This window comes from Algibacter sp. L3A6, assembly GCF_009796825.1.
Classification (GTDB): Bacteria; Bacteroidota; Bacteroidia; order Flavobacteriales; family Flavobacteriaceae; genus Algibacter.
Map to the genome: position 1 here is coordinate 3,289,144 of NZ_CP047030.1, position 17,485 is coordinate 3,306,628.

The 17,485-nt window shown below is 32.7% G+C and carries 17 protein-coding genes and 1 pseudogene; 15 read left to right on the forward strand and 3 right to left on the reverse strand.

What is annotated here, in order from left to right:
* Nucleotides 1-42 precede the first annotated feature (42 nt).
* Nucleotides 43-1,734 carry an energy-dependent translational throttle protein EttA gene (gene ettA, locus GQR98_RS13625; protein ID WP_159019975.1) on the forward strand — a complete coding sequence of 564 codons (1,692 nt, stop codon included), beginning with the start codon at nt 43-45 and terminating at the stop codon, nt 1,732-1,734.
* A 376-nt stretch (nt 1,735-2,110) separates the two neighbouring features.
* Here the strand turns inward: ettA and GQR98_RS13630 are convergent, their stop codons facing one another.
* The gene (locus tag GQR98_RS13630) at nt 2,111-2,308 is read right to left on the reverse strand and encodes a hypothetical protein (RefSeq protein WP_233268011.1); all 198 of its coding nucleotides are present in this window, start codon (nt 2,306-2,308) and stop codon (nt 2,111-2,113) included.
* Nucleotides 2,309-2,678: 370 nt separating this feature from the next.
* On the opposite strand from GQR98_RS13630, the gene GQR98_RS13635 reads away from it, so the two are divergent.
* The 14 genes and pseudogenes from GQR98_RS13635 to GQR98_RS13695 all read left to right on the forward strand — a co-directional run bounded on the left by GQR98_RS13635 (nt 2,679) and on the right by GQR98_RS13695 (nt 14,892).
* A complete protein-coding gene (locus GQR98_RS13635) occupies nt 2,679-4,022 on the forward strand; it encodes a microtubule-binding protein (RefSeq protein WP_159019977.1) in 1,344 nt (447 codons plus the stop codon).
* A gap of 212 nt (nt 4,023-4,234) precedes the next feature.
* Entirely contained in the window at nt 4,235-4,702 is a 468-nt protein-coding gene (locus tag GQR98_RS13640; RefSeq protein WP_159019978.1) for a hypothetical protein, read from the forward strand.
* Nucleotides 4,703-4,737: 35 nt separating this feature from the next.
* Nucleotides 4,738-5,802: a hypothetical protein gene (locus GQR98_RS13645; protein WP_159019979.1), complete on the forward strand. Its 1,065-nt coding sequence runs from the start codon at nt 4,738-4,740 to the stop codon at nt 5,800-5,802.
* 139 nt (nt 5,803-5,941) lie between these two features.
* Nucleotides 5,942-6,145 (forward strand): four helix bundle protein, encoded by a 204-nt coding sequence (locus GQR98_RS19300; protein WP_317164232.1) that lies wholly within the window; start codon nt 5,942-5,944, stop codon nt 6,143-6,145.
* Nucleotides 6,130-6,252, forward strand: a pseudogene (locus tag GQR98_RS19305) (diversity-generating retroelement protein bAvd family protein); the annotation flags it as partial. The gene GQR98_RS19300 and the pseudogene GQR98_RS19305, both read left to right, overlap by 16 nt.
* A 113-nt stretch (nt 6,253-6,365) precedes the next feature.
* Nucleotides 6,366-8,327: an AAA family ATPase gene (locus GQR98_RS13655; protein ID WP_159019980.1), complete on the forward strand. Its 1,962-nt coding sequence runs from the start codon at nt 6,366-6,368 to the stop codon at nt 8,325-8,327.
* Nucleotides 8,317-8,904 (forward strand): NUDIX domain-containing protein, encoded by a 588-nt coding sequence (locus GQR98_RS13660; protein ID WP_159019981.1) that lies wholly within the window; start codon nt 8,317-8,319, stop codon nt 8,902-8,904. Before GQR98_RS13655 ends, GQR98_RS13660 begins: the two co-directional genes overlap by 11 nt.
* 43 nt (nt 8,905-8,947) lie before the next feature.
* The gene (locus GQR98_RS13665; protein ID WP_159019982.1) at nt 8,948-9,409 is read left to right on the forward strand and encodes a lipocalin family protein; all 462 of its coding nucleotides are present in this window, start codon (nt 8,948-8,950) and stop codon (nt 9,407-9,409) included.
* Between the two features lie 87 nt (nt 9,410-9,496).
* Nucleotides 9,497-10,732 (forward strand): DUF6638 family protein, encoded by a 1,236-nt coding sequence (locus GQR98_RS13670; RefSeq protein ID WP_159019983.1) that lies wholly within the window; start codon nt 9,497-9,499, stop codon nt 10,730-10,732.
* An 82-nt stretch (nt 10,733-10,814) separates the two neighbouring features.
* The gene (locus GQR98_RS13675) at nt 10,815-11,330 is read left to right on the forward strand and encodes a hypothetical protein (protein WP_159019984.1); all 516 of its coding nucleotides are present in this window, start codon (nt 10,815-10,817) and stop codon (nt 11,328-11,330) included.
* Between the two features lie 50 nt (nt 11,331-11,380).
* Nucleotides 11,381-11,794 carry a hypothetical protein gene (locus GQR98_RS13680; protein WP_159019985.1) on the forward strand — a complete coding sequence of 138 codons (414 nt, stop codon included), beginning with the start codon at nt 11,381-11,383 and terminating at the stop codon, nt 11,792-11,794.
* Between the two features lie 57 nt (nt 11,795-11,851).
* The gene (locus GQR98_RS13685) at nt 11,852-13,567 is read left to right on the forward strand and encodes a hypothetical protein (RefSeq protein WP_159019986.1); all 1,716 of its coding nucleotides are present in this window, start codon (nt 11,852-11,854) and stop codon (nt 13,565-13,567) included.
* A gap of 101 nt (nt 13,568-13,668) precedes the next feature.
* Nucleotides 13,669-14,163: a hypothetical protein gene (locus GQR98_RS13690; protein ID WP_159019987.1), complete on the forward strand. Its 495-nt coding sequence runs from the start codon at nt 13,669-13,671 to the stop codon at nt 14,161-14,163.
* Nucleotides 14,164-14,463: 300 nt separating this feature from the next.
* On the forward strand, nt 14,464-14,892 hold the full coding sequence (locus tag GQR98_RS13695) for a peptidylprolyl isomerase (protein WP_159019988.1): 429 nt from the start codon (nt 14,464-14,466) through the stop codon (nt 14,890-14,892).
* 289 nt (nt 14,893-15,181) lie between these two features.
* On the opposite strand, the gene GQR98_RS13700 is transcribed toward GQR98_RS13695, so the two are convergent.
* Both GQR98_RS13700 and GQR98_RS13705 read right to left on the reverse strand, forming a co-directional pair.
* A complete protein-coding gene (locus GQR98_RS13700) occupies nt 15,182-16,375 on the reverse strand; it encodes a sensor histidine kinase (RefSeq protein WP_159019989.1) in 1,194 nt (397 codons plus the stop codon).
* Between the two features lie 166 nt (nt 16,376-16,541).
* Entirely contained in the window at nt 16,542-17,327 is a 786-nt protein-coding gene (locus tag GQR98_RS13705) for a TIGR02757 family protein (protein WP_159019990.1), read from the reverse strand.
* Nucleotides 17,328-17,485 lie beyond the last annotated feature (158 nt).

Here is a 17,485-nt window from a genome sequence, read left to right on the forward strand (position 1 = left end):
TAATTAAAATCTTAAATCATTTTAAATAGATAATTACAAAAAATGAGTGACGATAAAAAAATAATATTTTCAATGTCTGGTTTAACCAAGACATTTCCGGGTGCAAATACACCTGTATTAAAAAACATTTATTTAAGTTTCTTCTACGGAGCTAAAATTGGAATTTTAGGTCTTAACGGATCTGGTAAATCGACTTTGTTAAAAATTATCGCTGGTGTCGATAAAAACTATCAAGGTGATGTTACTTTTCTTCAAGATTATTCAGTTGGGTATTTAGAACAAGAACCACAGTTGGATGATGATAAAACAGTTATGGAAATTGTGCGCGAGGGTGCAGCCGAAACGGTTGCTATTCTTGATGAGTACAATAAAATTAATGATCAGTTTGGTTTAGAAGAAGTATATTCTGATGCCGACAAAATGGAGAAATTGATGAACCGCCAAGCGGAACTTCAAGACCAAATCGATGCGTCTAACGCTTGGGAATTAGATACTAAATTAGAAATTGCTATGGATGCGTTACGTACTCCAGATGGCGATAAAAAAATTGGTGTATTATCGGGTGGAGAAAAGCGTCGTGTAGCATTATGTCGTTTACTTTTACAAGAACCAGATGTATTACTTTTAGATGAGCCTACTAACCACTTAGATGCTGAATCTGTACATTGGTTAGAGCATCATTTAGCACAATATAAGGGTACTGTAATTGCTGTAACGCACGATAGATACTTTTTGGATAATGTAGCGGGTTGGATTTTAGAATTAGATAGAGGTGAAGGTATTCCTTGGAAAGGGAATTACTCATCTTGGCTAGATCAAAAATCTAAACGTATGGCTCAAGAAAGCAAAACAGCTTCTAAACGTCAAAAAACGTTAGAACGTGAGCTAGAATGGGTACGTCAAGGAGCAAAAGGACGCCAAACGAAGCAGAAAGCACGTTTAAATAATTACGATAAATTAATGAGTCAAGATCAGAAACAACTTGACGAAAAATTAGAAATATACATCCCGAACGGACCTCGTTTAGGTACCAATGTTATCGAAGCTTCTGGTGTTGCCAAAGGTTATGATGATAAGCTGTTGTATGATAATTTAAACTTCAACCTACCTCAAGCTGGTATAGTTGGTGTTATTGGGCCAAATGGTGCTGGTAAAACCACTATTTTCAGAATGATTATGGGTGAGGAAACTCCAGATAAAGGTGAGTTTAAAGTTGGAGATACGGCTAAGTTGGCTTATGTAGATCAAAAACACTCTAATATAGATCCAGAAAAAACAATTTGGCAAAACTTTAGTGATGAGCAAGAATTGGTAATGATGGGTGGCAAAGAAGTAAATTCTAGAGCTTATTTAAGTCGATTTAATTTCTCTGGTGGCGAACAAAACAAGAAGGTGAAATTACTTTCTGGTGGAGAGCGTAACCGTTTGCATTTAGCCATGACGCTTAAAGAAGAAGGAAACGTATTGCTTCTCGATGAGCCAACCAATGATTTAGATGTAAATACATTAAGAGCTTTAGAAGAAGGTTTAGAAAACTTTGCAGGTTGTGCCGTTGTTATTAGTCACGACCGTTGGTTTTTAGATCGTATTTGTACACACATTTTAGCTTTTGAAGGCGATTCGCAAGTCTATTTCTTCGAAGGTAGTTTCTCTGATTATGAGGAAAATAAAAAGAAACGTCTTGGTGGAGATTTAATGCCAAAACGAATTAAGTACAAAAAACTAGTTAGATAATTTTTCTACAGTATAAAATTAAAAAAACGCCCACTGAAAAGTGGGCGTTTTTTTTATGAATAAACTTTATATAAACGGTTCTTTTTTAAGCGTGATCGGAGTTTGTTTTTAACGTCCTTAATTCCGTTTCTAAAAGGGAATTTTTCTTTTTTAGTTTATAAACCTTGTATAGGTTTAGTGTAAATAAAACTAACATTGTAATAAATGCGATAGAAAGAATTGAAATTAGAGTGTTTAAGCTATTTAGGTGTTCTATTGTATTCTGCATATTATGGGGTTTACGAATTATAAATTCATGGGGTTATATTTTCTGAAAAAACAGTTTGTTTTCTTTGTAATCTAAAAACGCTCAAAATAATATTAGTATTCAAAATAGCTATTTTTTATCGTACATGTGGCTTTGTGTAAAATCTTTGTAGGGCTTATCTTTTTCATCTTCTATTTGAGGATTCATCGATTCTAAGCGCTCGTTTTCCTTCTTTAATAAGTAAGATTTTCTAACACCAAGACATAAAAGTGCAGCAAAAAATATAAGTACAATAGTAAGTATAGTTGCGATTGCAGATTGGGACACAAGTACAATTGTTAACGATACTATATGTAGTTGAAAATTCAACATGTTTTCGGTAAAGTATAATTAATAGCTTTCCAAAGATAATGTTTTTTTTATAAGGTTTTTCTTCTATTTAATTATTATTCACAACTTTATCAAAGTTTTTTACTACAAAAAGGAGGTTCTATATGTCTTCATAGTAGGGTTTTAAAATAAAAATGCGAAAAAGAATTGTAACATTTTTAAAAAGTGATAGACTTATATTTTGTAAGAATTAAAAGTAAAATTTTTAAATCGATATAACTATATTTTGGTTTTACTTTTACAACTCACAAATTTTACCGAAATTGCTTACGCAAAAATGTTTAATCTTAAATAATACAGTATTCATATGTCCGATGATTTTGATTTATTAGAAACTAATTCAAACGAAAAAACAGAAAAAGTAGATGTCAATTGGGGAAAAGCCATAGACACTATGAAATCTAAATTGTCTCAAGAGGACGATCCAGAAGTACGTCAAAAAATTCTAAACGCCACCTTGGACGATGTTGTTCATATGGCAGAAAAAGACCGTTCTACGCTTCTAGATGCTATTAAAGATTTAACAGATTATCAAGATGAAGTTGGTATTATGTTCGAAAAATTTTCAGCATTAAACCCAACAGAACAAAAAGTAATCGACGATGCTCAAAAAGCATTAGAGCGTGCTAGAATAGAGCTAGAAGATGCTGAAAATAAGGCAGATACTTGGTGGAACAATCTATGGGGACGTAAAAGCAAGATTAAAAAAGAGCAAACCGAATATAAAGAAGCAGAGAAAGTACGTGCAGGAGCCGATAATAAGGCCAAAGCTATGTTTCAAGAGCGTATAGAAAGTGCTGATATACAAACACTTTTAAGTGAGTTGTCATACAAATCTCAAGCTGCTGTAACACGTTTAAAAAATCGTGAAGTAGAAATTAAAGAGGTTGAAGAAAAACTAAAAGATGCTATTGTAGAAGCTTCTAAAAACCATACTAAAGCTTTAGAGAAAAAGAAAGAAGTAGAAGGAAAGCTAGAAGAGCAGTACGCTTTGTTAAAACAAGCTCGCCAAGAACTAGAAGATATTGCCGATAAACAATCTACTGAGTATTCTGAGGCTATTGGTAAAATGACGGCTTTAGAGCAAAAAGTAGAAGAGTTAGAAGGTCTTAAAAACGCCTATACTACGCTAGCTGCCAGTAAAGATAGTTTTGTGCACAAGCATAATTTAACCATAAAAGTATTAACGTCTTTACGTAGCAACTTGCAAACGCATCGTGCTAAATTAAAGTCGGATACCGAAGAGCGTCTTAAATATTATGATGGTTACGTTGTAGCTTTAAAAGCTAGAACCGATCAAGAATTTGCAGCAATTTTAGAGCATTTAGGTGTAAAAACCGATGAGCATATTGGCCAAACCTTAGCATCTATGCATACTGCAAGTGCTAAAGCACGTCAAGATATGATGGATAATATTCCAGTTCACGAAAAAGTTATGCAAGGTGTTTATAGCAGTTATGCAGAGGCTTTACAAGAAATTCGTGCTAAAGATGGCGAAATTCAAAAGAACTTTGCAGAGCGTTATGGTATCGACATGAAAGAAATTTTTGAAGATTATTATAAAGCAGATGCAAATGCACCACAAGGTGATGGAGGTGAACCAGCAGGAACGCCAAAACCAGCAACCACTGAGGACGATTTGTTAAGCTAAAAAAGTAAAGAACAAAACACTTATAAAATAGTGGGCGTTCCTTTTTACAATACTACAAGGTTTTTAAGTAAACCTTGCAGCACCGTAAAAAGTCAGGCTTTCACTACTCGCTCCCTCCTAAGGTCGGGGAGCTCAAACAGGCCGTTCAATCCTTAACGCGGGATTATACCAAAGGCCAGTTTTTAAAACAGATGTTACTTTAAAATAGCCAAATGAAATCATTACATATCATCATTATTTTATCTGCTTTTATCACCTTAACATCTTTTAAAACTAAAGCTACTTTTCAATCTAACACAAATTATACAATAACAAGTATCAACCCAAATCAGGATGATAAGGCTTTTATTGGTAAGTGGATTCAAAATAGTCATTCACCAGCCGCTAAAAAATATAGAGCTAGTTCTATTCTCGAAATTGATTTCAAAAAAGATTATACCGCTCATTTTTTAATTTCCAAAGGCGATGAAATTAAAACTATTGTAGGGGCTTGGAGTACAAAAGAAACTGAGAGTTCCATAAAAATAATGGGGCTAAACGCTAATTTAGAAAACGGTGTTATTCTTGAATATATAGCAAATGGCAAAGATTTGAGCGTAATTCATTTATCCAAAGGTATCAGTGATGGAAAAATGTTATTAGAGTCAGGCGATGTCATTTTTGAAAAAACATCAAAATAAACAATCTGTAAAAGATTCATATTTAATTAAAATAAATGTCAATAAACCAAATAGTTACACCATTAGACTCTGCCATTCTAGATTCCAAAGAGCAGTATGTCTTTTATCATAAAATGGTCGACTTTGTTTTTAAAGAACTTATAGTTGCCGTACAAAGGCAAAAACTTTGTAACGAGCAAGAAATACAGTTATTCAAGCAATATTCAGATTTACTATTATATTCCATCGAAGCCATGCGTATCAAATACATGTATGATGATGAAGATAATATGAAGGTCGATTTAACCGAGTCTGGTTTTCCAAATTATTTAGAATTTAGGTACCTGTTTAACGATCTCGAATTGCGTCAAGAATATCTAGAAAAGCTAACACCGATAGCAACTCTAAAAGAAGATTTTTTAAACACCTTAATGCACAAAAAACAACCAATTTCTAAACGAAAGTTGTTTCAAGCGGCATCTATTGTGTATTATTCTTCAGTAAAGAAAGAATATATTTTTAATCGTTTTGTACAAGGTAAAATATTGGGTGCACCGCAAAACTCGATAGCTGATTTACTAATAAGTTGGTCGTTTTTCGATGTATCCTTAAACAGACCATTTATCTGTTTTATGTATTTTAATTATGATGGCAGCCGAATAAACGATTATAAAGATGAAATTTACGAGGTCTTAAAAACCACATCAGATCGTAAAATGTCGTTAGATACTATGGCGTATACCATAGATAGGAAATTACCAAAGGTATCACCAAAACTTATAAAGCGTGTTGATTTAGGTCCAATACACAACGTATTTGCAAAAGATGAAAATTTAGTAACCCATACTATTTTAGAATCTATTGGTAAAAAGGAAATTCCCTTAGAATCTTATGCCATTTCTTTAGAAATAGATGAAGTTGCATCTGGAAGTGAATTTAAAGAAGGTAGTTTTTTTAGCAAGCAAACCCTTCAAAAATGGGATACGGTATTTAAACAAAAATACATTTTCGCACCACACCGAATTATTCAATTATTATACAATAAAACGCCAGAGTTATTAAATGGTTTAGCGAAAGCACCTTTTGAAGTCTCAAGTTTAAAAATAGATATTAAAAAATAAAAAAGTATACAGTCGCAGTATTCAGTAGGCAGTCATAGCGTATTTGAATATGAAGGAGGAAAAAAGTATAAAGTAGAAGAATTGAAATAAAATGAGTTTTAAAACATTATTGGCTTATCAAAAAGGATTCGATTTAGCGATGGAAATATTTCATCTCACTAAAAGCTTTCCTAATTCTGAGCAATATGTTTTAATTTCTCAAATAGTCAGATCAAGTCGATCGGTATGTTCAAATATTGCTGAGGGTTATAGAAAACGCCAGTATGAAAACATTTTAAAAGTAAACTATCCGATGCGGATAGTGAAAATTCCGAAACACAATTATGGCTCGATTTTGCATTAGCTTGCGATTATATTTCAAAAGAAAAAAGACAAGAATTACAATATAAAAGTGAAGAAATAGGGAAACTCATTAATTACATGATGAAAAACCCAGAAAAGTTTAACTAAAAAAAGCAGAGAATATTTAAAGAAAGATTAGATACCAATACGTTAATACAGAGAACTGTTTTAAGGAGTATTAGTGACTGATTACTGAAAACTGAATACTGCGAACTAAAAAAATGGAACACAACTCAACTTTCCCGATAAAACTTACCGAACTCGATATGCTTCGTGACGAGGCTTCATCATACTTAAAAAGTGTGCAATGGGAGCAAGGCTCAAGAGCGAAAAATAAAGATAAGGATGCTAAAGACGAATCTATTTTACTCTATTTATCTAGAGCAAATAGCGGTTCTTCGGTAGAGATTACCTCGGTTTCTAAAACGATTTTAGCCTTAAAAAAGCGATTATTACCCGATTCTGTAGCACTTCCTATTCATTTAAATCAAACTCTTTATGCTGTGCAAGAAGGGATTACTTTGGGTATTTGGATTAAGGATAGTTATTATGATGCTTCGGGATTATCTAGTTTAAACGAAAATAAATCGGCTTTAGATTCTAACGGAAAACGTGAGTTCGAAAGTAAAATGCATACCGCAACGGCATTCATGTTATTTTCAACTGCTTATAAAATCCTAAACGATTTAAAACCTTTTGCTTCAGACGATTTATCGGTTATGAAACAGAAATTTGCTGGTATTCCAGAGGTTTCATTGTTATCACCTTTAAAAGGATTTGCTTGTAGTTTGTTTTATTTTGATAAATATCTTGGACATCCAGAAATTGTAAAGTCTGATAAAGATGTTATCGATTTTACTGTTGTGTATTTTGATGCTTTAATTGGCGAAATTCAACTTAGAAAAAGTAGTTTAGAGTATACAGAAACCATTGAAGATAGAACGTATAAACTAGAAAAATCGGAGTTTGCTATATCTGGCTGGAATAATGTGTTTTCGGGAACTGCCAAAAGTATAGAATTCAACAAAATAAAATTTGAACAAATTGTAGGTAATCGAGATGCGAAACACTTTGCGCGTCGTTTAACAGAGCGTATGCTGAGTTACGATTTTACCGCAAAAAAGAATCCGTTTCAGGAACTTGGTGGGTTTATGCCGGTTTTTATGGGCTACGGAATTCCTGGTACAGGAAAAAGTATGCTTATTGCAGCTATTGCAACTCGACTAAAAGAGCATTGTGATAATTTAGAAATCCCGTTTTTGTTTCATCCTATGCCAGATACTTTAATTTCCACTTTTCAAGGTGGATCGGCAGAAAAAATGGTAGAATGGATGAAACCGATGCAAGATCCTGCAAAATTGATTTTTGCACCTATTGATGATGCCGAAAACAATTTACAAGAGCGTACAGCTCAAGGTGTATCTGCAGGTGTAAAAGAAGTTATTGGCGTGTTTTTACGCTATACAGAAGGCGCTTATGCGGTAAATTACGGTAACAGTTCTATTGGTTTGTTTACCAATTTACCCGAAATGTTAGATAAGGCCGTGATTTCTCGTGTACAAGGTCGTTTTAAAATTGATGGGGCCCGAACGGAACACGATTTTTTAGATCAAGATTACATTTGGTGGAATAAACTAAACCAATCTTTACCCGATTTTGTAAATATGGAAAACCCTGAAAGTTATAAGTATTTAAGCGATCAAGGGCTTTCTAAAAATATGGGTGAAATATTAAACACATCTAGTAAACCTAGTGAAGCTAGAGTGCATGCTATTTGCGATAAGGTGGAAGCTAAATTTAAAAGTAACGAGCATTTGTTTTATGCCAATTTGTATCAAGAAATGCAAAAGGCTTTCCCGTTCTTTTCATCTCGTGATGTTAGAAATATTCAGTCTGCTATTTCTTTACGTCTTACCGATTTTGATTTAGAAGAAAGCTGGTTTGAAAACCCTGAAACTTATTTCAAACAAGATTACAACACCAAGTTTAATATGCTTCAGGAAGTTATGAAAGGGAATATGAAAGGTTTAGATTTTTCTGAAATTAGACGTCAGGAAGTGGTACGCTATTTAGATAACGTTGCCACTATTGCCGATACCGATTTTAAACGCAAAGTAGACGCTAGAGTAAACCAAATAAATATAGAAACCGCAGCAAGAAAAACCTTCGAGAATGGCATCTAAAAGATTAAAAAATATAAAAAGCACGTTGCTTTCTGATAATTATTACATCCTTAAAAAATTAAGTTTCGATTATTTAATGACTAACGGTACTTGGGTTAACCAAATGCGCGAAGTTTACGATAGAGGAGACGGGGCGGGAATTTTACTTTACAATACCGAAAAACAGACGGTTATTTTAACCAAACAGTTCCGAATGCCTACGTATCAAAATGATAATAAGGACGGTTTTTTGGTAGAAATTACTGCTGGGATGTTGGATAAAGATAACCCGGAAGACTGTATTATTAGAGAAACCGAAGAGGAAGTGGGTTACCGTATAAATAAAGTAACCAAAGTTTATGAAGCGTATACATCGCCTGGTGTAATGACCGAGAAAATGCATTTTTTTATCGCGGAGTATACCGATGATATGAAGGTGAGCGAAGGCGGCGGTGTAGAAACTGAAACTGAAGATATTGAAGTGCTAGAATTACCCATTAAAGAAGCGATAGAGATGCTTAATAACGGTGAAATTCAGGATATGCGGACTATTGTTTTGTTGCAGTATGCTATTATTAATGGATTGGGTAAAAGGTAAAAAAAACTTGACTATTATTAAATTTAAGCCCAAGAAAAAAAATATGAAAACAAATACATTATTATTTACAGCATTAATTTCAATTTTAACTTTTAGTTCATGCAACGATGACGAAGACTCATCAACCGATCCTGATTTTTCTAATTTAATAGTTGGAATATGGGAAATCGATAAGCAATTATTAAATGACAATAATCTAGGTTTTGAAGATGAGTGTCAGGATATTGAGACAACTGAATTTAAAATGGATGGTACTTTTTATATAACAGAATTGGATCCAGTAGGAGAAGATTGTGTGGAGGCTAACCCATCTCTAGGAAATTGGACTATTCAGAATTCAACAATTACAATGAACTACTCTCAAGTTGGAGATTTAACTGTAGACGAAACTTATATTTTTGAGATTTTAGAATTGTCGGATTCTAATTTAAAAATAAAAACTGATTCAGTTGATATCGACGGCGATGGAGAAGCGGATGATTTTGAATTACAATATGTAAAATAAAATATTCCAAAATTTATTAATATTTCGGAACCTCAAATCAAAGTATACCATGAGTAACAATAAGCTCAAAGTATTAAAGAAATAAACATGCAAAAATTACTAGAAGCGAATTTATACCGAAGCGAACTCATTTCAGTGAGCGGGAAACTCGTCGAGCGTTACAATAAATGTTTGGTAAAGCTTGGTTTTTCGGAAACAAAATTAAAGTCTTTTCAAATTGATGGTATTGGTTGGAGCCCACAAGTAGCAGAAGAAAAGGGGGAAATAAATTACCTGAATAACGGTGAGGCAAATCCGCATGGTATTATAATTTCGCCTTTACAAAAAGGGAAACCGGTGTATTTACCGTTTCATACATTCGACAGAGAACTCATGAAATTTGTATTTAAAATTCATGGTGATAAAATTAAAGATATCACAAGAGATTGTGCGATTTGTTTAGATTTCGATCAAGGTATTGATGCGTTTTACGAGCCTTTAGATGTTTTAAAGTACAAAACGATAAACATCCATTTTCATTTAATTAACGATTTGCTTAACGTTCAAAAACAACAATGCGAACTGGTTGAAACCTTTAATAGAGATCAGAATTTTATAGACGAAAATATTCAGGCTGCTTTATTACAATCTGCTAAAAAACATGGTGATTTACGCGAGCGCGATTTAGACTTGCACGAACTTCAATACACCACGAGTTCGTTCTACACACGTGCTTTTGGTGGAGTTTATGTATTGCGCGATTTTATTACGCCTATTGTTGTTTTTGAAGATGAAACTTGGCATAAGGAAGCTATAAAAGATACTAATTACGATGTTTTAATATTTCATATTTCGCAGCCCGAACTTATGGTTAAGCTTCGTGATCATGTTATTATAGAATGCGATTTGGAAGAGGTTGTAAAAGACAAACGTTACGAACGCGTTAAAAAATACGAGATGGCATCGTATTTAAAAGATACACAACACCCTATAAAGGACATTTTAAACGACCCGATTTTATATAAAAGTTATTTAAATAAACTCGACATTAAAGCTCGTAAAAAAGTAATGAGTGTAGAGCGTTATTTAGAAAAGCTGGAAACGAGTAATCAATATAAAATTTCCGATATTGTAGATTCTAAAATGTACGAAGCACTGCACCAACCACATTCGTCTTTATCTGCCAAACATCAAGATTTAATTTGGATGCTTTTGGTAAATATTTCGCCCAGAGATGTATTGTTTATGTATTGGTTCGATAAAGAAGCATTTTACAGTAGTTTTGAAACTTGGGATGAATCCTTAAAAGATTGGGCTATAGAAACTATTAGTAACAATATTTAAAACAAATAGACTAACACTATAAATAAGCTTGTTCTTTTTCCGCGAAAGCGATATAAAATAGCATAAAAACAAACAAAAAATCATGACATTAGAACTTATAATCTTTATTGCAGCTATCCTTTTCGGAATTTTTATTTATTGGAGAGAATCTAGAAATAATGGATTTTATCGTTTTTTTAATAAGGTAATAAACTCTAAAGCCTTACAAATGAAACCTGAGGATAAAACGGGTTTTGTGTACAAGCAATCTTTTTTATTACGTTTGGTTTTTGTCGGTTTTCTGTTTTTAATAGGTATTGTAATTGTTCGTTTTTTAATTCCGATAGATGTAGCTACAATTTCTATATTTGCCTCTATGATAGTAGGTACTATAATTGGGACTTATTTGGCTAATTTCATTTTTAAATCTAGTGAAGTTATTGAAGAGCAAACGGATTCGCTTGAAGATATTATGCAAGATACTATTGAAAAAGGAAAGGATTTTATTGAAGATTTAACGAATAAAGATGATCTTGAAATAGAAGCTATTAAGCAAGAGCAGCCAAAAGTTGAAGAAAAAAGTGCACGTGAGAGGTTGAAAGATAAAGGACTGTTGTAGTATTTTTTGTTTTGAAAAACGAAACTTATATTATTTAAATAAAAGGAATTGTGATTAACGAGAAAGATACATTACTTAGAGAAATTCAACGTCTAACATTGCTCTTAAAAACATTAATTAGTAAAGTTGTAGACATTGAACCTAACGACATTGATGTTGCTGTTGAGGAGACTGATACGGTTTTAGAAAGTACTTTTGATTTATCTTTAAATGCTATTTCTATAATGTCTAATGATGATTTTAAAAGCGTAATTAAAGATCTAAATGAGGAACACGTTGAAAGATTAACAGAGCTTATTTTTGAAGTTTTGAAAAAGGCAAAGCAAACGGATAAAACAACTGGTTTTAACACCATAGAATTGATTAAAAAAAATATACTTTTGATTAACTTTTTAGATGAAAACTCCGATACGTTTTCAATGGAGAGAATGGCAATGAAAAACGTATTACAGCAAGGTTTATAATGGTTTCGCGCTAAGTGTAAACCAAAACAAAAAGAATAAAAATTTTACAATATAGAAATGATTAAAAATTATTGGAATAAAGGAAAAAAGCAAAAAACAGTAACCGTAGTTGGTTTTTTAGTTTTACTTATTTTATTATTTGTTTTACGTGACGATTACCAGCCGGCTTTACTATTTGTTAGAAAATACATTTTTGTTATTCTGCTTAGTGCCGTGGTTTTATTTTTTGGTTTACGCAAGTTTAGAAACTCGGTAAGTACAGGGGGTAGATTAGGTATGCTTGTTGTTTTAATAATATTTTTCGGAATATTATACGTGGTTGGATGGCAGTTTAAAATGTATGAATACATGAAGACTTACAACGTTTACAATAACCTAAACCGAATTGAAATTAACGAGTTGCCGCTAACACAAAACGAGCGTATACAACCTATGCGTAACGTGTATTCTATGGCAAACGAGAGTGTTGGTGAAACTAAAGATGTATCATTACCACATTTGGTTCGTGTTGGAACGGAAAATAAATGGACTATGGCCATACAACCCACTGAGAAATACAGATGGCAAGGTATGACGGATAATACGGAAGAGGTTTTTGCCGTGTCTAGTACAACACCATTTCCTCGTTTTTCTAGTGAAAATCGTATTCCTGTAACATTTTCTATTGGCGAGTCTTTAAAATTTAGCCGTAACACTTACAATGCCGTAGTGCAACGTTTCAATATTTTTCAATTATTTACCATGGAACCTAGCGATACCTACTACATGAAAAATGATGCTGGTAAATGGGTAGAAGTCGTTAGTTTAATAAAATGGAAAGGTTTTTTGTTTCCTTACCCAACTTATGGAGGTGTTATGGTTATAGATAGTGGAGAGCACGATTTTAACGATTACATTGAGCGTATTTTAATTGGGAAAGGAACTTATATTAGTGCCGAGGAGATGAAAAATCATCCTTACTTAATTGGCCAAAATACCTTAGCCGAAAAGGTATCACGTTTACAAGCTGAATCTTTAAAATTCTTAGGTGGTTTTAGCGATCCGTTACCATGGAATATGGAAACAGCTGTTAAGATTCCGAATTTAGCCGATGATCAAAACAAACAACCCTTTGTAACCGATTTTGATTTCTCTGATACTAATACAAATGCTTACAATGGCCTTTACCATTGGTTTGGTTTAGAGCCTGTAGGTACCGAGCGTACCAGTTTATCTTATAGCGTTTTTGTGCCTGCAGATGGTAGTAATGCTTTTTATTATTACGATCATGCTTCTAAAAAGGAAGGTTATGCAGGAGTTTCTGCTATGCCTTTAAAGGTTATTGAGTCGCGTAAGGAATTCGATTGGTCGGTAAATAAACCTGTTGAGTTTCGTCCGTATATCAAAGATATCGCAGGGCGCCGTAGAATGTTTTTTTTAGGTACTATATCGGCAATTCGCGAAGATTCTAATAATTTCGATGGATCTGCAACTCCAGATTTGGCATTAGTAGATAGTGAATATCGCGATGTTGTTTGGATTGATGTAAAACACCCGAGTCAATGGGATAAAACAGTTTACGATCAGCTAAACGAAGCTTGGAGATCTAGTGAAGGTATTGGCAAGTATTTTCTAGAAGAAACTAAGCAAATTGATGCGGTACAACAACCAACAGATTCTATAAAACCAGTTTCTACAGACGAGTTACTAAAACAACTTCAGGAAGAGAAAAAGGTATTAGAAATTGAAAAATTGAAGAAAGAAATAGATTCGCTAAAAGCGGCTTCTAAATAGAACTTTAAAAACCTTTCAGATTACTTATTCTGAAAGGTTTTTTTTTGATTAAAACTGTAACATTTTATTCTAAATATCTACCTATATATTAAAGATATATTATGGGAGGATACATGGGTTTAGGCTTACAGCAGTGGATTTATTCTAGAGATCCGCAAAAAAAGATGTTCAAAAAACAACCTTTGAAATCTTTTACCGCGTTACCCAAATATTCACGAACATTTAAGTTACAATCTAGTAGAAAAGAGAACAAAAAGCTAAACGGATTTATAACAGTTCTTTTTGGTTTTAGCGCTTTACTACTGTCTGTTTTTTCAATTAATCACCTTGTAGATTATTCAGATAAACATGATCAAGATATCATCAACACCAAAAAGAAAAAAGATTTAGAAACCTTTTCATTTCTTGTAAACTCTGGAGAAAATCGTTTAATAAATAACCACCCTTTTGGGGCGTATTCTGAATTTAAATTGGCTTATAAAGTAAATCCAAAAAGCGAAAGGTTAAATCAATTATTAATAGAAACATTAAGCATCCTTTGTGTTGATAATAATGAGTTTTGCAAAGAATTAGACCATACTTTGGAAGTTCAATAAAGGTTGAAATTGTCGTTTAAAAAGAGTTTTTTAGGTAATAACTGACACATTTACTGATTATTTAATTTTTAATCGTAAATATTTATCAAATCTTAAGAAACTCATCGTTTACTTCTATTAAAGGGCTGCAAGCCATTTCTTCTAATAATAATTTTACAATTTACCAGTTTTTTAATATTCATGTCTACATTTTGACTTTTGGCTTGATTTTGGTGGATACTTGCCTAGAAAGTTTAAACTAAAATATTTGCTGCGTAAGAATTATGCAAAGAATATTTTTAAAAAATTAAGTATTATAGTATGAGTCAAGTAAAAGAGAATAACACGGTAAAAGTAAATTACACAGGTAAATTAACAGACGGACAAGTTTTTGATAGTTCAGTAGGGAAAGAGCCAGTAGAATTTACTTTAGGACAAGGACAACTAATTCCTGGTTTTGAGAAAGGGTTAATCGATATGAAAGTGAATGAGAAAAAAACCATTACAATTGCTAAAGAAGAAGCATATGGGGAAATTAATGCAAATCTAATTCAAGAGGTTCAAAAATCAGAACTTCCTCAAGAAATGGCTCCAGAAGTAGGTATGGGCTTAGTGTCTAAATCTCCAGATGGGCAAGAATTTAATTTAGTTGTTGTAGAAGTTAAAGAGGAATCTATTGTTGTAGATGGAAATCATCCTTTAGCTGGTAAAGATCTTGTTTTTGATCTTGAAGTTTTAGAGATTAAATAAATACAACACATTTATTTTATAAAAACCCGACCTCATTTGCTTAATGTTTTTAAGTAAATAAGGTCGGGTTTTATTTTTGTTGAAAACAATAATTTGGGCGTTACCCGAAAAGGGTCGGGCTTTACGTTACAAATCCTCGCAAGCCCAATTCCATTGGTCTTACTGTGGGTTTTTCACTGCAATCCCTAACGCAGGTATTTGTTATGCTAAGTATTTATTATACATCATTTCTGTACTGCTATTGTTTATTCCTATAACACAAAAAAGTAGAGCTTACGCTATTTAAGTTTTACTTGGCAACATTAAAAGTAAAGGTGCTGCCTTTATCTATTTCTGATTCGAGTTTAATGGTTCCTCCCAATTTTTTAACTAAGTTTTTTACTGTAAACAAACCAATACCAGTACCTTTATTACCTTTAACATCTACTTGGTTATTATTGTTAAAAAGTTTAAAAACTTGGTCTTGTTGCTCCTTTTCAATACCATTTCCATTATCTGTAACCGTAAATATGTAGTCGGTTTTATTTTCAGAAAATTTTAAAATAACTTCTGGTTTGTGCTTGTTATTGTATTTAAAGGCATTATCAACTAAATTTATTAGTATTTGTGTTACTGCCGCTTTTATTATAAAAATATTATCGGTGTATGTGCCAACTTTAAATTGGTCGTGACTTAATGAATGGATCCGTTGTATGTCTTCAAAAACAGAATTTAGCTGCACATATTCTTTATCAGCATTTAACAATTCACTAGCCTTATAATGAATTAGAATACCATCGATGTAATTTTTTAAAGACTCTGCGGACTCTTCAATAAAACTAATATATTCTATAGATTCACTTGAAAATACATTGGCTTCATCTTCTTTTAAAAAAGTAGTTAAAGACATAATATTAGCCAAAGGCGATTTTAGGTCATGAGACACGTGGCTGGCAAATTTGCCAAGTTCATTATTTCTATCCGTTAATTCTTGTTTAGATTCAGCGAGTAATCTATTATTTAATCTTAAATCGAATAAATTTAGAACTTGCTTCGCAATAGTAATTAATGCTTTTTTTTGTGTTTCTGTTAGTTTCCTAGGCACATGGTCGTATATGCATAAGGTACCTAACGCAAGGCCTTCTTTTGTAATTAAAGGTACACCGGCATAAAAAATAGCATTTACGCCAGCGACGAGCGGGTTGTCTTTAAACCTTATATCTTTTCTAGCATCTTCAACAATAAAAATATCATCTTGCAATATGGCATGCCCACAAAATGAAATATTTCGAGGAGATTCTTGGATGTCGATACCATGATGTGATTTTAAAAAATTACGATCAGAATCTAGCAATGTAATTAACGATATAGGGACTTCACAAATGGTAGCCACTAAACTCGTTATGTTATCGAAGTCACTTTCAGGGAGTGTATCTAGTAATTTGTATTTATTAAGTTGCGCAAGGCGTTCTCTTTCATTTTTAGGGAAATCGGGTGCTATCATTTTAGGGAATCTTTAGGAGCTTAAAGTTTTTCTAAGCACGAAAATACTCAGAATTTAGTATTATTAATGCTAAAAAATTAATAAAACAGTTAAATCAATCAATAGAATAGCTATTTTATTATTAAATACTTGATATCGCTCAATTGTTTAATCTAAAAAACAGAAGCTAAAATCCTTCAAAAACGCCTAAGCCAAAAAGGGCGAAATCGTATTTTACGGGGTCGTTTTTATCTAGTTTCCTTAAGTTGGTATCTAATTCCAAAAGTGCTTTTGCATCGTTTTGTTTTCTATCTAATAGGCCAAGTTTACGAGCAACGTTTCCAGAATGTACATCCAACGGACAAGATAATAGGGCAGGCGATAGGCTTTCCCAAATGCCGAAATCGACACCAGTGTTATCCTTTCTTACCATCCAGCGTAAAAACATATTAATGCGTTTGGCAGCAGATTTTCTTAACGGATCACTTACATGTTTTTCAGTTCGTTTTAAATGATCTATTTCAAAAAAAGTACGTTTAAATTGAGAGATAGAAGTTTGTAAAAAAGCACTGTCGGCATGTTTTTCAAAAACAGCTTCCAAACCATTATGGTTTTTGTAGATATGTTGTAGCGATTTTATAAATTGAACACAATCGTCACCATTAAAAGTACGATGTACAAAAGGAAGTAACTTCTCTAAATCGTCTTCGGTATGGTTTAAAACAAAATCGTAAGGAGAATGGTCTAAAAGAGCCATTAACTTATTAGCGTTATTGATAATGCTTTTACGGTTTCCCCAAGCAATAGTTGCGGCTAGAAATCCTGCTATTTCAATATCTTCCTTTTTAGAGAATTGATGAGGAATTTGAATAGGATCACTATCAATAAATTCAGGGCTATTAAACTCGTAAACCTTGGCGTCTAAAAATTCTTTAAGTTCTTGTTTTGTTAATTTTTTTGATTGCTCTTTCATAATAAAACAAAAATACTATAAAAACGAATTGTTTTATAATTTATAGGGCTTGATAGTATAGGTTTGTGTTTTATAAAGGACGTTAAGGTTACAAATGATTTTTTGTGCTTATTGCTGTGGTTTTACTTCAAGATTGTATTAACTTAAAAAAAGAAACG

Coding starts and splice junctions, on each gene's coding strand:
- ettA (WP_159019975.1), top strand. CDS start 43: ATGAGTGACGATAAAAAAATAATATTTTCAATGTCTGGTTTAACCAAG.
- GQR98_RS13635 (WP_159019977.1), top strand. CDS start 2,679: ATGTCCGATGATTTTGATTTATTAGAAACTAATTCAAACGAAAAAACA.
- GQR98_RS13640 (WP_159019978.1), top strand. CDS start 4,235: ATGAAATCATTACATATCATCATTATTTTATCTGCTTTTATCACCTTA.
- GQR98_RS13645 (WP_159019979.1), top strand. CDS start 4,738: ATGTCAATAAACCAAATAGTTACACCATTAGACTCTGCCATTCTAGAT.
- GQR98_RS19300 (WP_317164232.1), top strand. CDS start 5,942: ATGGAAATATTTCATCTCACTAAAAGCTTTCCTAATTCTGAGCAATAT.
- GQR98_RS13655 (WP_159019980.1), top strand. CDS start 6,366: ATGGAACACAACTCAACTTTCCCGATAAAACTTACCGAACTCGATATG.
- GQR98_RS13660 (WP_159019981.1), top strand. CDS start 8,317: ATGGCATCTAAAAGATTAAAAAATATAAAAAGCACGTTGCTTTCTGAT.
- GQR98_RS13665 (WP_159019982.1), top strand. CDS start 8,948: ATGAAAACAAATACATTATTATTTACAGCATTAATTTCAATTTTAACT.
- GQR98_RS13670 (WP_159019983.1), top strand. CDS start 9,497: ATGCAAAAATTACTAGAAGCGAATTTATACCGAAGCGAACTCATTTCA.
- GQR98_RS13675 (WP_159019984.1), top strand. CDS start 10,815: ATGACATTAGAACTTATAATCTTTATTGCAGCTATCCTTTTCGGAATT.
- GQR98_RS13685 (WP_159019986.1), top strand. CDS start 11,852: ATGATTAAAAATTATTGGAATAAAGGAAAAAAGCAAAAAACAGTAACC.
- GQR98_RS13690 (WP_159019987.1), top strand. CDS start 13,669: ATGGGAGGATACATGGGTTTAGGCTTACAGCAGTGGATTTATTCTAGA.
- GQR98_RS13695 (WP_159019988.1), top strand. CDS start 14,464: ATGAGTCAAGTAAAAGAGAATAACACGGTAAAAGTAAATTACACAGGT.
- GQR98_RS13700 (WP_159019989.1), bottom strand. CDS start 16,375: ATGATAGCACCCGATTTCCCTAAAAATGAAAGAGAACGCCTTGCGCAA.
- GQR98_RS13705 (WP_159019990.1), bottom strand. CDS start 17,327: ATGAAAGAGCAATCAAAAAAATTAACAAAACAAGAACTTAAAGAATTT.